The 14,443-nt window shown below is 61.4% G+C and carries 8 protein-coding genes; 6 read left to right on the top strand and 2 right to left on the bottom strand.

The annotated features are described in order from the left end of the window. Positions 1 to 103: 103 nt before the first annotated feature. From htpX to purH, 4 genes are all read left to right on the top strand, one after another. Positions 104 to 1,102: a zinc metalloprotease HtpX gene (gene htpX, locus GGD46_RS14325; protein WP_184704884.1), complete on the top strand. Its 999-nt coding sequence runs from the start codon at positions 104 to 106 to the stop codon at positions 1,100 to 1,102. After that, a complete protein-coding gene (locus GGD46_RS14320) occupies positions 1,099 to 2,508 on the top strand; it encodes an RsmB/NOP family class I SAM-dependent RNA methyltransferase (RefSeq protein WP_184704883.1) in 1,410 nt (469 codons plus the stop codon). The genes htpX and GGD46_RS14320 overlap by 4 nt, the downstream gene beginning before the upstream one ends. A 202-nt stretch (positions 2,509 to 2,710) precedes the next feature. Then, on the top strand, positions 2,711 to 4,414 hold the full coding sequence (locus GGD46_RS14315; protein ID WP_184704881.1) for a heparinase II/III family protein: 1,704 nt from the start codon (positions 2,711 to 2,713) through the stop codon (positions 4,412 to 4,414). Positions 4,415 to 4,588: 174 nt separating this feature from the next. Continuing rightward, the gene (purH, locus tag GGD46_RS14310; RefSeq protein ID WP_184704879.1) at positions 4,589 to 6,205 is read left to right on the top strand and encodes a bifunctional phosphoribosylaminoimidazolecarboxamide formyltransferase/IMP cyclohydrolase; all 1,617 of its coding nucleotides are present in this window, start codon (positions 4,589 to 4,591) and stop codon (positions 6,203 to 6,205) included. Between the two features lie 66 nt (positions 6,206 to 6,271). Here purH and GGD46_RS14305 read toward each other — a convergent pair whose 3' ends face one another. After that, complete coding sequence (locus GGD46_RS14305) at positions 6,272 to 7,663, bottom strand: MFS transporter (protein ID WP_184704877.1); 1,392 nt, start codon at positions 7,661 to 7,663, stop codon at positions 6,272 to 6,274. A 48-nt stretch (positions 7,664 to 7,711) separates the two neighbouring features. After that, entirely contained in the window at positions 7,712 to 12,502 is a 4,791-nt protein-coding gene (locus tag GGD46_RS14300; protein ID WP_184704875.1) for an NAD-glutamate dehydrogenase, read from the bottom strand. A gap of 293 nt (positions 12,503 to 12,795) precedes the next feature. On the opposite strand from GGD46_RS14300, the gene pdxY reads away from it, so the two are divergent. Both pdxY and GGD46_RS14290 read left to right on the top strand, forming a co-directional pair. Continuing rightward, complete coding sequence (gene pdxY, locus GGD46_RS14295) at positions 12,796 to 13,671, top strand: pyridoxal kinase PdxY (RefSeq protein ID WP_184704873.1); 876 nt, start codon at positions 12,796 to 12,798, stop codon at positions 13,669 to 13,671. 72 nt (positions 13,672 to 13,743) lie between these two features. Then, on the top strand, positions 13,744 to 14,385 hold the full coding sequence (locus GGD46_RS14290) for a carbonic anhydrase (RefSeq protein ID WP_184704871.1): 642 nt from the start codon (positions 13,744 to 13,746) through the stop codon (positions 14,383 to 14,385). Positions 14,386 to 14,443 lie beyond the last annotated feature (58 nt).

The following is a 14,443-nucleotide window of genomic DNA, read 5'->3' as shown; positions in this document are numbered from 1 at the left end:
GCGGATTCAGATTTCAGATCTCTTAGACCTGAAATCATCCGTCTCCAATGCGTCCGGCCGCAAAGAAAAAGGTTTGGGCGCCAGATCTGTTGGAGACCTTTTGATGAATCTCATGCGTACCGCCATGCTGCTTGCCTTCATGACCGCCCTTTTCATGGGCGTTGGTTATCTCATCGGCGGTCAATCGGGCATGTTGATCGCATTTGTCGTCGCTGCCGGCATGAATTTCTTTTCCTACTGGAATTCGGATCGCATGGTGCTTTCCACCTACGGTGCGCAGGAGGTGGATGAGCGCAGCGCGCCGGAATTCTACCGTATCGTTCGCGATCTCGCCCGCAATGCCGGCCTGCCGATACCCAGGGTTTATCTCTACGACAGCCCGCAGCCGAACGCCTTTGCCACGGGCCGTAACCCCGAAAACGCCGCCGTTGCCGCCTCGACGGGCTTGCTGCACGCGCTGACGCCGGAAGAAGTGGCCGGCGTGATGGCGCATGAGCTGGCGCATGTGCAGAACCGCGACACGCTGACCATGACGATTACGGCGACGCTTGCCGGCGCCATTTCCATGCTCGGCAACTTCGCCTTCCTGTTTGGCGGCCGCCGCGACAACAACAATCCGCTCGGCATGGTCGGCGTTCTCGCCGCGATGATCGTTGCGCCTCTGGCCGCGATGCTGGTGCAGATGGCGATCAGCCGAACGCGCGAATATTCCGCCGACCGTCGTGGTGCGGAGATCTGCGGCAATCCGCTTTGGCTTGCCTCGGCGCTCGGCAAGATCGCCCGCGGTGCCTCGCATATTCCGAATGAGGAAGCCGAAGGACATCCGGCAACGGCGCATATGTTCATCATCAACCCGCTGTCGGGCGAACGCATGGACAATCTGTTCTCGACCCATCCGAATACGGAAAACCGCATCGCGGCGCTGCACGAAATGGCCCGCTATGGCGGCGGCGGTGCCTCGCCGATGGCGCCGTCTTCAGGCCCATCTGCGGGCTTTGGCTCGACGGGGCCGGTCTTGACTGCTAATCCGGAGCGGAAATCGCGCTCCGTGCCGAATACGGGTCGCGGTGGTTCACAACCGCCGAAGGGTCCCTGGTCTTGAGTTCTGACACGAAAAACAAAGCTTTCAACAAAGACGGAAGAAGATCCGGCAAGGGCTCGGACAAGTCCAGGCCGCATGATTCGGCGCCGGCGAAGCCCGGTTTTGCGGCGCGAGCCGCGGCGACGAAGATCCTGGCCGCCGTCATCGATCGCAAGACGCCGCTTGATGGAATGCTGGACGCGGAAGGCGGCAATCCCGCCTATAAGGCGCTCGGCGAAAGCGACCGGGCGTTGGTGCGCGCCATCCTGAACAGTGCGCTGCGGCATCTGCCGCGCATCGAGGCGACGATTTCGTCGCTGCTCGATTCACCGCTGCCGGAAGGCGCCCGCGCCCTGCACCACGTCCTCGTGGTCGGTGCGACGCAGATGCTCTATCTGGATGTGCCGGATCATTCAGCCGTCGATCTTGCCGTCGAACAGGCCAACCGCGACCCGCGCAATCGCCGCTTTGCCAAGCTGGTCAACGCTATTCTTCGCCGCATCGGGCGGGAAAAGCAGGACATTCTCGAAAAGGTCGCAGGTGTGCCCGCCATGCCGGCCTGGTTCCTTTCCCGCCTGGAAACGGCTTATGGGGTAGCGGCAGCGCTCAAAATTTCCGAAACCCAGCTCGAGCCGGCCGCCATCGATCTCACCGTGAAATCCGATGCCGAAGGCTGGGCGAAGCGCCTCAACGGCGTGGTCCTGCCGACCGGTGGCGTGCGTCTCGCCGCTTTCGAGGGATCCATTCCCTCGCTTGAAGGCTTCGATAAGGGCGAATGGTGGGTTCAGGATGCAGCTGCCAGCATTCCGGCGAAGCTGTTCGGCTCGCTCGCCGGCAAGCGGGTCGTCGATCTCTGCGCGGCTCCCGGCGGCAAGACGGCGCAGCTTATTCTCGCAGGTGCAAAGGTCACGGCTCTCGATCAGTCCGCCAACCGGCTGAAGAGATTGTCCGGCAATCTGGCGCGTCTCGGCTTCGAGGCCGAAACAGTCGGCGCCGACATGAGCAAATATCAGCCCGACGAACTTTTCGATGCGGCCCTTCTCGATGCGCCCTGCTCTTCGACCGGAACGACACGCCGCCATCCCGATGTGCTCTGGACCAAGGGACCGGAGGATATCGCCAAGCTCGCCGCGCTGCAGGAACGCCTGCTGCGTCATGCGCTGACACTCGTCAAGCCCGGCGGCATCGTCGTTTTCTCCAATTGCTCGCTCGATCCCGAGGAGGGTGAAGATCTGGTCGCGCGCCTTCTTGCCGACAGCGACAATGTCGAGCGGGTTCCGATCGCAGCAAGCGACTGGCCGGGCCTCGAAGCGGCGATTTCTCCGCTCGGCGCCTTCCGCACGACGCCAGACATGTTGCCGCTTACCGATGGTTTTGCTTCCGGCCTGGATGGCTTCTATGCGGTCATGCTTCGGCGTGTGCGATAGAGCATGATGCCGAGAAGTGTGAGCGGTTTTCGGTCGACATCATGCTCTACGTCTTTGATTCTGAAGCGGATTCAGATTTCAGGTCGAGCGGACCTAAAATCGTCCGGCCGTAGCGTGGTTTCCACAGGCTTTCGAAAGTGGTTCAAAAGTCGGTAACCTGTTCTTAATTGGTATATTTGTAACCTCTTTTTAACCACGGGTAATGAGAGTAAGCAGAAGCAAATATGCAGGTCTGCGGCAGGGTTTCGTGAGTTCATACGTGCGGGAAGCATGGCGGCGGATGTCTCGCCGCGCGGCGTTGACGCGATTGCGTCTCACCCGCCACACGATGCGTGTGCCGGAACGTCTCATCGTGGCTCCGACGGATCTGCGCAGTGTCGACCCGTTTTTCGTCGAGGAGCTTCTGAACGGCCGCATCCTGCTGGCTGGCCGGGTTCTCGAAACGCAAGGCGGTTCCCCTTTCTCGCTTGAGCTTCCGTCCAAGGCTTTTGCTGCGCGGCTGCATAATTTCCGCTGGCTGCGGCATTTGCGGGCCGAAAAGAGCGACCAGGCCTCGGCCATGGCGCGCTCCATTCTCACCGATTGGATTGCCGTTCACGGCCGGCGACTGCATGGGCTTGCCTGGGCGCCCGACATCGCCGCACAACGGCTCATCGCGCTCCTGTCGCACTCGCCGGTGCTTTTGCACGGCACGGATAGCGGTTTCTATCGCCGCTTCATGCGCGTGCTCGTATTGCATGTCCGCTTTTTGCGCCGCATGGCGTCGTCTGCGCGGGATGGCACGACCCGTTTTCGCGTGCGCATCGCGCTTGCCATGTCGTCCGTCGCCATGCCCAACGGCGCGCTGGCGGTGAAGCGGGCGGGGCAGGCGCTCGATCGTGAAATCGACAGACAGATTCTGGCAGACGGCGGCCATATCTCCCGCAATCCGCGGGTGTCGCTGGAGCTGCTGCTCGATCTGCTGCCCTTGCGCCAGACCTATGTCAATCTCGGTCATGACGTGCCGATACGGCTTATTCCCGGCATCGACCGCATGTACCCTGCCCTGCGCTTCTTCCGCCATCAGGATGGCGATCTGGCGCTGTTCAATGGTGCGACCTCGACGCTTGCCAACGAGCTCATGTCGGTGCTGCGTTACGACGAGACCGCGGGACAGGCCTTCAAGGCACTCCCGCATACGAAATATCACCGGCTCGCCGCCGGTCAGGCAGTCGTCATCATCGACGCGGGCGCTCCCGCCTCGACCGATCTCAGCCGCTCGGCGCATGCCGGCTGTCTCTCCTTCGAGATGTCGTCGGGCAAGACGCGCTTCATCATCAATTCCGGATCGCCGGAATTTGCCGGCGATCGCTATATTCAGGCCGCACGGGTGACGGCTGCGCATTCGGCCGTCACGCTCAACGATACCTCGTCGTCGCAGTTCTCCAAGTCGAAGTCCCTTGGGCCGATCATGGTCGGAGGTGTGAAGAAGGTCATTGTCGAGCGAGCCGAGACAGAGGATGGGCGCGACTATGTGCGCGCCGCACATGACGGCTATCTCTCGCCTTTCGGCTATGTTCACGAGCGCGAGCTGAGTCTTAACGCCAAAGGCACGATCCTGGCCGGCCGGGATCGCTTCTTCGTACCGGAGGGCAGGAAGAAGCCACCGAAAGGCGAAGGCATCGCCTCGGCGCGTTTCCATGTCCATCCGTCGATCAGCCTGCTGCAGACCGAGACAGACTCCGCCTTGCTGATCGCGCCCGACGGCGAGACCTGGGTTTTCTCTTCGCCAGGCAACGAGGTGCTTGTCGCGGAGGATATTTTTTTCGCCGATCCCTCTGGTATGCGCTCTTCCGACCAGCTCGAGATCGTCTTCCGGATCACCGAAAAGCCGGAAATCCGTTGGTTTTTGTCCCATCGGCCATAGGCTAAGCGCCTCAGCTATGCTAACGGGGCGGCATTGTCCGTCCCGCGCCATTTCCGCCGGACGCCTCGTCTCCTCATGCCAGAGCGATCTCGCTCTACTTTTTGTTATTGCGCAATTCCGGACGGAAAACCGCCGTACACTTTTCCTGGAATTGCTTCAGCCCGGAGAAAGCCCATGGCCGTCGTTTCCAAGAAAATTCCTGCTCCCGACAAGGTGAAGGTGAAAACCGCGCTTCTGTCCGTCTTTGACAAGACCGGCATCGTAGAGCTGGCGCGCGCGCTCAGCGAACAGGGCGTCCGGTTGCTGTCGACCGGCGGCACGCACAAGGCGATTGCCGCGGCCGGCCTTGCCGTGACCGACGTGTCCGAAGTGACGGATTTTCCCGAGATCATGGATGGCCGCGTCAAGACGCTGCATCCGAAGGTGCATGGCGGCCTGCTCGCCATCCGCGACGATGCCGAGCATCAGGCTGCAATGAAGGCGCACGGCATCGAGGGCATCGATCTTGCCGTTATCAATCTCTATCCCTTCGAGGACGTTCGCAAAGCCGGTGGCGATTACCCGACGACGGTCGAGAATATCGATATCGGCGGCCCGGCGATGATCCGTGCTTCGGCCAAGAACCATGCCTATGTGACGACGCTGACCGATCCCGCCGATTATTCTGAGCTGCTGGCCCAGCTCTCCGCCGATGCCGGCCAGACGACCTATGATTTCCGCAAGCGTATGGCCGCTAAGGCCTTTGCCCGCACCGCAGCCTATGATGCGATGATCTCCAACTGGTTTGCCGAAGCGCTCGATATCGCCACGCCGCGCCACCGCGTCATTGGCGGCGTTCTGCGCGAGGAGATGCGCTATGGCGAAAACCCGCACCAGAAGGCGGCATTCTACCTGACCGGCGAAAATCGCCCCGGCGTTTCCACGGCAACGCTCATCCAGGGCAAGCAGCTTTCCTACAACAACATCAACGATACCGATGCGGCCTACGAGCTCGTTGCCGAGTTCCTGCCGGAAAACGGCCCGGCCTGTGCGATTATCAAGCATGCCAACCCCTGCGGCGTCGCCACCGGCCCGAGCCTCGTGGAAGCCTACAAGCGCGCGCTCGCCTGCGATTCCACCTCGGCCTTCGGCGGCATCATCGCCCTGAACAACCTGCTCGATGCCGAAACCGCCGAAGAGATCGTCAAGCTCTTCACCGAAGTCATCATCGCGCCTGACGTCACTGAGGAAGCCAAGGCGATCATTGCCCGCAAGCCGAACCTCCGCCTGCTCTCGGTTGGCGCCCTACCCGATCCGCGCGCTGCCGGCCTGACCGCAAAGACCGTCTCCGGAGGCCTGCTCGTGCAGAACCGTGACAACGCACTGGTCGAGGATATGGAGCTCAAGGTCGTCACCAAGCGCGCGCCGACGGCTCAGGAGCTTGAGGACATGAAGTTCGCCTTCCGGGTCGCCAAGCATGTGAAGTCGAATGCCGTTGTTTACGCCAAGGATGGCCAGACGGCCGGTATCGGTGCCGGGCAGATGAGCCGTGTCGATTCCGCTCGCATCGCAGCCATCAAGGCCGAGGAAGCCGCCAAGGCCATGGGGCTGGCAGAGCCGTTGACACGCGGTTCTGCAGTCGCCTCTGAAGCCTTCCTGCCGTTTGCCGACGGCCTGCTGTCGGCGATCGCCGCCGGCGCCACGGCCGTCATTCAACCTGGTGGTTCGATGCGCGACCAGGAAGTGATTGACGCGGCCAATGAGCACAATGTCGCGATGGTCTTTACCGGCGTGCGCCATTTCCGCCATTGATCAGCGGATATACCTGATTGGAAAAATTTATATCCCGGCTGGTTCGCCAGCCGGGATTTTCTTTGCTTACTTCGCTGTTTTGTCGGCCGGATAGGGCGTCGGCAGCAAAAGAAGAAGGCCGCCGGCAAGGAAGATGACGAGCGTTGCCATGCCGAGGCGGGCAGAACCACTGAAATGGGTCACCAGCGAAAAGAACAACGTTGCCATGAAGCTGGTGGCGCGGCCCGAGAGCGCGTAGATGCCGAAATAGCGCCCGGCTTCCGAGAGGTTTACGCTGCGAGCGAGATAGGAGCGGGAGGAGGCCTGCACGGGGCCGAAGGCGATGCCGATCAACAGGCCGTAACCGATATAAGCCTTTTCCGCTGCTGTGCCGAACAGGCCGCCAGTGCTGACCGTGGAAAGCGGAACGAGGCCGAAAAGCGTGAAGCCGGGGCCTGTGGAGATGATGCCGAAGGTGGCGACCAGCAGCAGCGTCAGACTGATGACGACAGTCGTTTTCGAGCCCAGCCAGCGGTCGACGTAGCCGGCGGCGAAACAGCCGAATATGGCGATGACATTGAGGATGATGCCATAGATGCCGATCTCGATCGTCGCCCAGCCGAACATGCCGGCGGCGAAGGTGCCGCCAAGAATAAGCAGGCCGTTGACGCCGTCCTGATAGACCATGCGGGCAAGAAGAAACAGGCTGATGCCGCGTCGCCGCTTCAACTCGCCCAGGGTTGCGGATAGCTCTTGCAAGCCGGTACGAACGGCCGCGCGAAGGGGCAGGCCGCGAGCAGCATCCGGCGTGAAGAGAAACATCGGCAGGATGAAGACGAGATACCAGACGGCGGAAATCGGCCCGGTGATGCGTGCATCCTCGCCAAGTGAGGCATCGAGGCCGAAGAGCGGCGCCAGGCCGAGGATGGTCTTGCCGGTTTGCAGGTTGCCGGCGAGCAGCGCGACGACGGTGATCAGCACGATCATGCCGCCGAGATAGCCAAGCCCCCAGGCAGCGTTCGACAGCCTGCCGACATCGTCCTTAGCGACTAGCCGGGGCATCATCGAATCGTTGAAGACGATCGAGAATTCGGCCGAGATCGAAGCCAGGATCATGAAAATGACGGGATAGATGACAGGCGATCCGGGCGCTGCGCCCCAGAGGCACGCAAGGCTAACGATCTTGATGACGGCGAAGAAGGCGATCCACGGTTTGCGAGCGCCGGATTGATCAGCGATCGAGCCGAGCACCGGGGAGAGAATGGCGATGATCACCGAGGAAATCGTCGCCATGTTGCTCCATGTCGTCTGGGCGGAGACGGGATCGGCAGTCAGCCGCGCGACGAAATAGGGGCCGAAAATGAAGGTAGTGACGACGGTGAAGAACGGCTGAGCCGCCCAGTCGAAGAACATCCAGCCCCAAATGCCTCGCGCCGGCACTTTTGCCGGCACGTCGTTGTCAATCTCGGTCGTCACCAAATCCAGCCCCTTGCTCCCTCACCCGTTACCGGGTCGGGGCGGACTGTGTCACCTTGCCCGGCCGTTCGCAAGGTCGCTGAGCAGGCCGGCGGCAACGGTGATGCGGGCGAGATTGGGATCGCCGCTTTCGCTGAGGCCGCCGAGCTCTTCGGCGATGCGATTGATGCGGATACGGTCTTCCGCATGCCATGCCTGAACCGGCTGCTTGTCCTTCGGGTGGTTGGACAGTGCGGAGATCACGATATCGCGGCGGGCGCCGGCGATCTGGTCGAGGCTGCGCGCAAGCGCGAGGCTCTCATAGTGATCGCCGGTGACGATCCGGTTGCCGGCTAGCAGCAGGCGGCCGACGCGGAAGGTCTGCGAGACGGTGAAATAGCTTTCCGCCGCCCGGTTCAGCGTATCGCCGGTACGCTCGGCGATCTGCATGATTTCCGGAACGAGGACGAGCGCATAGATCGTGGCGATCTCCGAAGCCAGCTTCTCAGGCAGGCCCGCTGCCAGATATTCCGCTTCGCGTGCCGTGATCTCCGCTGCGAAATCCGTCGGGATGTGGGTGAGGAAGACGGGCCGCAGCTTCTTCAGTGCTGCTCGAAGCCGGCTAACCGTCTCTTCAATGTCACCCTTGGCTGCACCGGTTTTCAGGAGCAGGCGGGTCAGCACCGTGTAGACCTCGGTAATCTCGCCATAGACGCGGTTTTGCATCTGGCCGCCGACTTTGCCGTCAAGCGCATCCGTCTCGTTCCAGAGCCGGTCGAGATCGAAGCCGTCGCGGGCGACCACAGCCGCCTTGACCACCTCGGCCGCCGATGCCGCTGTCGCGTCCATCATGCTGACTGCAAAGCCCGGACCGCCGCGATTGATCGCTTCGTTGGCGAGCGCCGTGGCGATGATCTCGCGGCGCAGGCGATGCGTCTCGATATCGGCGGCGTTCGAGCGCTGCATCTTGGCCGGGAAATAGCGGCTGAGGGTTGCGGCGAAGTAGGGATCGTCGGGTAGGTCGCTGGCGACCAGCGCGTCGAAGAGGACGATCTTGGCGTAGGAGAGCAGAACGCCGATTTCCGGGCGCGTCAACGGCCGGCCGTTGGCGTAGCGTTCGGCGAAGGTCTGGTCGTCGGGCAGGGTCTCGACCTTGCGGTTGAGCTGCTTTGCCGCTTCCAGCACGCTCATGAAGCGGCTGAGTTCCAGGCCGTTGCCGGTGCCCTTGCGCTCCGTCAGCGAGATCGCCAGGGATTGCAGGTAGTTGTTGCGCAAGACAAGCACGGCCACTTCGTCGGTCATGGAGGCGAGCAGCGTGTCGCGCTTGGCGCGCGTCAGCCGGTCGTCGAACATGGCGGAAGCCAGCGCGATCTTGATGTTGACCTCGACGTCCGAGGTGTTGACGCCGGCGGAATTGTCGATGGCGTCAGAGTTGCAGCGACCGCCCTTGAGACCGTAGGCAATACGGCCCTTCTGCGTGACGCCGAGGTTGGCACCTTCGCCGATCACCTTGGCGCGAACTTCGTCGGCTGCGATGCGGATCGGATCGTTGGCACGGTCGCCGACTTCCGAATCCGTTTCGGACGGGGCTTTGACGTAGGTGCCGATGCCGCCGAACCACAGCAGATCGACCGGAGCCTTGAGGATCGCCGTCATGATCTCGAAGGGCGTTGCGACCGATTTGTCGATGCCGATGGCGGCAACCGCTTCCGGGGTCAGTGTCACAGATTTCGCTGAGCGGGAAATGATCATGGCGCCCTTCGACAGGACGGACTTGTCGAAATCCTGCCAGCTCGAGCGCGGCAGGTTGAAGAGGCGCTGCCGTTCGGCCAGCGTCTTTTCCATATCCGGATCGGGATCGATGAAGATGTCGCGATGGTCGAAGGCAGCGAGCAGGCGGATCTTCGGAGACAGCAGCATGCCGTTGCCGAAGACGTCGCCCGACATGTCGCCAACGCCGACGACGTTGAATGGCGTCGTCTGGATGTCGATGTCCATTTCGCGGAAATGTCGCTTCACTGTTTCCCAGGCGCCGCGGGCGGTGATGCCCATCTTCTTGTGGTCGTAGCCGGCCGAGCCGCCCGAGGCGAAGGCATCGTCCAGCCAGAAGCCGGCTTCCTGCGCCAGTGCGTTGGCGGTGTCGGAGAAAGTGGCGGTGCCCTTGTCGGCAGCAACGACGAAATAGGGATCGTCACCGTCAAGCCGCACGGTGTCGGCCGGCGGAATGATATCGGCGCCGGAGATGTTATCGGTGATCGACAGCAGCGTGCGGATGTAGGTCTTGTAGGCCTCGCGGCCGGTGTTGAAGATTTCGTCGCGGCTACCGCCGACCGGAAGCTTCTTCGGATAGAAGCCGCCCTTTGCGCCGACAGGCACGATGACGGCGTTCTTGACCTGCTGCGCCTTCACCAGGCCCAGCACTTCGGTTCGGTAGTCTTCCGCACGATCCGACCAGCGCAGACCGCCGCGCGCCACCTTGCCGAAGCGCAGATGCACGCCTTCGACCTCGACGCCGTAGACGAAGACTTCGCGGAAGGGCCGCGGCTCGGGCAGGCCGTCCAGCAGCTTCGGATCGAGCTTGAAGGCAAGCATGGCCTTCGGCGTGCCGTCCGAGTTCCTCTGGAAATAGTTGGTGCGCAGTGTCGCGTCGATGGCGTTGACGTAGCGCCGCAGGATGCGGTCGTCGTCCAGGCTCGGCACGTCCGCGAGCTCGCTTTCGATAGCCTCGTGCAGCTCGGAAAGCTTCTTCGTGCGGTTCTTGTCGCTGAGCTTCGGGTCGAGCGTGTTGCTGAACAGGCGGAAGAGCGAGGCAGCGATGCGCGGATATTTGTCAAGCGTCGCGGCGATGTAATCCTGCGAATAGGCGATGCCGGCCTGGCGCAGATAACGGGCATAGGCGCGCAGGACGTTGGTTTCGCGGGCGGAGAGATCGGCGGAGACGATCAGCCTGTTGAAGGCGTCGTTGTCGATCGTGCCGCCGAAAGCGGCGAGGAAGGCCTCTTCCAATGCTGCGCCGTGACGGGCGAGATCAATCGTCAGGCCACTGCGGGCTTCGAGTTCCATGTCGTGAAGCACGACATGGCCGGTCGAACCGTCCTTGGCCGTGACGTAGATATCGAAGGTGCGCTCGCTAATGACGTTGAAACCGAGGTTTTCCAGGAGCGGCACGCGGCGCGTCAGCGCCAGGTTGCCCTGTCCGTGGAAGATCTTCAGCGAAAGAATGTCGCCGGTCTCGTCCTTGCGGATATAGAAGCCGATGCGGATCGGTTCGGCGCCGGCCGTGGCAATGATGTCAGGCAGATCGGCAAAGGCGTCTTCCGGCGAGAAGGCTTCCTGGAAAGCCTGGCTAACGGAGATGGCCGGCGCTTTCGGGCCTGCCAGCATGACGAAGCGCTCGTCCCAGCGAGCGGTGATGGCGCGGATTGCCTCTTCGAGATCGGCCTGCGAAACATGCGGCGTCTTGCCGGCACTGCGGCCGATGATGAAATGCACGCGCGCCACGCCACCTTCCGGGAAAGCCGGGTAATAGGCGGAGACGCGACCGTCATAGACCGTTTTCAGATAGTTGCCGATTTTCTCGCGGACGACGGAATCATATTCCTCACGCGGGACATAGACGATCACCGAAACGAAGCGGTCGAAATGGTCGATGCGCGGCAATGCACGCACGCGCGGCCGGTCGGTGAGATCGTTGATCTGTTCGGCAAAGTTTGCCAGCAGCGAGGTGTCGATCTGGAAGAGGTCGTCACGCGGGTAGGATTCCAGCGTGTTGTCGAGCATGCGGCCGGAATGGCTTGTCGGGTCGAAGCCGAAGTGATCCTTGACCTTCTGCACCTTCGAGCGCAGCAGCGGCACTTCGGCAGCAGCGCTGGTGTATGCGGTCGAGGTGAAGAGGCCGACGATGCGCAGCTCGCCGGTGACATTGCCTTCCGAATCGAAGCGCTTAATGCCGACATAATCCATATAGGCGCGGCGATGCACGATCGATTTGACGTTGGCCTTGGTGACGATCAGGAAATCCGGACCGTTGAGGAAGGCGAGGATTTCCGGCGTCGTGGTGACGGCGTCCTTACCCTGCCGCAGCACGCGGACGTCGGGATTGGAGAGAATGCCGAGGCCGGCGCCGCGGTCACGCTCGATCGTGGCATTGGCGCCTTTGCCCGAATAGACATATTCGCGCATGCCGAGGAAAGTGAAGTTGCCATCGCGCAACCAGGCAAGGAAGGCAAGCGCCTCGTCGCGATCGCTCTTGCGGCGTCCTGCCGCCTCATAGGTGGAAAGCTCCGAAATGACGGTATCCAGGCGCGACAGCATCGGCTTCCAGCCGGAAACGACGAGATGTGTCTGATCGAGCACGGTTTGCACCCGCTTGACCAGGTCCGCTGCTTGCGCTGCCGTCAGCGGAGAGAGATGAAGCTGGATGTGGCTGACCCGATGGGCGGGATCGCTCGGATGATCGGCGGAATAAAGGCCTGCCGCCTTGCCCTCTTCCATGACGAGGATCGGGTGCACGGCCATGTAGAGATCGCGGTAGCTGCTGCTGACCTCTCCCATGACTGATTCGTAGAGGAACGGCATGTTGTGGTCGGTGATCGAGAGGATCGACACGGCGACGCCATCGGGCTCGATGCCGGCCACTTGCTCGATGCTGACACGCGGAGCTGTCTTGCTCCAGGCTGCCAGTTCCTTGGCAGCATGAACTGCGGCAAGAGCCAGCATGTCCGGGCTGTAACGCCCCATGTCATCGTTGCTAGCCCGGCCGAACAGGATTTCGGGGTCGAGGTGAGCCCCGCCCGTCGCAGCGGCAATTTTCTGTGCCGCTTCGATCTGTTTTTCCCGTTTCGGATTGGTCTTGGGCGCCATGGAATTCCTCCCGATTTTCGAATTTTGACCACAGTATCAGAACGTTTAGCGAAAAAACTGGCAAAAAGATTGCCAATTTGGATCGTTTCGGACTGATTTTGGGCCGTTTTTTTAAAAAACTTGCCGGAATGCGTGATCCCGGCAAAAAGCGGATATTGTCGACGAGAAATTGATGGAATCAGTTCGTCAACAGAGGCTTTCATGACTCTGTGAAGTGCCGTTGACAGAGTGCCGCCAAAGGGACCATCAACGATCTGATTGCAGTTGAAGCCCTGAACTTGAAAGCAAGCATCATGTCGCAAGTGTCGGCCGGCGCCGTTATCGTCATCTCCAGCCATGTCGTCCGTGGATCCGTCGGCAATCGCGCCGCGGTCTTTGCGCTTGAAACGCTGGGGCACCCTGTCTGGGCGCTGCCGACCATTGTTCTGCCATGGCATCCCGGCCATGGCCGTTCGACGCGGCTGACCTTCAACGAAGCGGATTTCGATCATGCGATCGACGATCTCATTGCCGCTCCCTGGCTTTCCGAAGTCAAAGCCGTGCTATCAGGATATTTCGTCAATGCCGCGCAGGCACATTCCGTCGCGAAGCTAGTGAAAGCGCTGAGAGAGAAAAACCCGGACGTTCTTTATGCCTGCGACCCGGTGATCGGTGATGCCGGTGGGCTTTATGTGCCGGTTGCCACGGCAGAGGCGATCCGCGACCATCTTATTCCGCTCGCCTCGCTGGCGACGCCGAACCGTTACGAGCTTGCCTGGCTCGCCGGTGCGCCGCTTGAGGACAATAATGCCATCATGGAGGCTGCGCTCGCGCTGGGGCCTTCGCGCATGCTGGTGACGTCGGCGGTGCCGATGATGGCCGGCGGCATCGGAAACCTCTATCTCAGCGGTCGAAACGCGCTGCTTGCCGAACATCGCAGTATAGAAGGTGCGCCAAATGGGCTCGGCGATCTGCTGGGTGCCTTGTTCCTGTCGCGTCTCCTGTCCGGCATGGATGAAGAACGGGCATTGCAACTGACGACCGCAAGCGTCTATGAAGTGTTGGCGCGCGCCGTCAAACGCGGCAGCAACGAACTGACGCTTGCCGTCGATTCAGCGAGCCTTTCGACGCCGATGGCAATGGTGCAACTTCGTCATCTCGTGCACCCGGCTCAACGGCGGAAAAAATAGGGTTTCGCAACGGTTAACGCTTTTTGCAGCGCAGCAGTTGCCATCCGCCCCGGTGCGCTGTAATTCCATATCATGCAAAGGTTTCCCGACACCCTTCTGAACGGCTATCGCAACTTCATGAGCGGGCGTTACGTCGATGAGCGCGAGCGCTATCGCAATCTAGCGGAGCTCGGTCAAAATCCGTCTACGCTCGTGATTGCCTGTAGTGACTCCCGCTCGGCGCCGGAGATCATCTTCGATGCAGGACCGGGAGAGCTGTTCGTCATCCGAAACGTCGCCAATATGGTGCCGCCCTATGAGCCGGACAGCAATTTCCATGCGACCTCGGCAGCGCTCGAATTCGCGGTTTTGTCGCTGAAGGTCTCCGACATCGTCGTAATGGGGCACGGTCGCTGCGGCGGTATCCGCGCCGCCCTCGACCCCAATGCCGAACCGCTGTCGCCGGGCGACTTCATCGGCCGGTGGATGGCGCTGCTGAAGCCTGCCGCCGAGCAGATCCAGAGCAATGACATCATGACGCAGACCGAACGTCAGACGGCACTGGAGCGCATTTCGATCCGAAATTCACTGAACAATCTTCGCAGTTTCCCGGAAATCAAGGCGCGCGAGGAAGAGGGCAAGTTGAACCTGCACGGTGCGTGGTTCGATATTTCGACCGGCGAACTATGGATCATGGACCAGAATACCAGGGATTTCATCCGACCGGAGATTTAAGGTCGCCTCCACGTCCGGTGGATAGAGTTGGGTCAAAAGAAAAGGCGCTGCAGTCCGT

Origin of the sequence: Martinezella lusitana (genome assembly GCF_014207095.1) — a bacterium.
In the GTDB taxonomy this organism is placed as follows: domain Bacteria; phylum Pseudomonadota; class Alphaproteobacteria; order Rhizobiales; family Rhizobiaceae; genus Rhizobium; species Rhizobium lusitanum_B.
The sequence above is the reverse complement of the archived record's forward strand: the minus strand, read 5'-3'. Positions and strand labels throughout refer to the sequence as shown.

Coding starts and splice junctions, on each gene's coding strand:
- purH (WP_184704879.1), top strand. CDS start 4,589: ATGGCCGTCGTTTCCAAGAAAATTCCTGCTCCCGACAAGGTGAAGGTG.
- GGD46_RS14290 (WP_184704871.1), top strand. CDS start 13,744: ATGCAAAGGTTTCCCGACACCCTTCTGAACGGCTATCGCAACTTCATG.
- GGD46_RS14300 (WP_184704875.1), bottom strand. CDS start 12,502: ATGGCGCCCAAGACCAATCCGAAACGGGAAAAACAGATCGAAGCGGCA.
- GGD46_RS14315 (WP_184704881.1), top strand. CDS start 2,711: ATGAGAGTAAGCAGAAGCAAATATGCAGGTCTGCGGCAGGGTTTCGTG.
- pdxY (WP_184704873.1), top strand. CDS start 12,796: ATGTCGCAAGTGTCGGCCGGCGCCGTTATCGTCATCTCCAGCCATGTC.
- htpX (WP_184704884.1), top strand. CDS start 104: ATGAATCTCATGCGTACCGCCATGCTGCTTGCCTTCATGACCGCCCTT.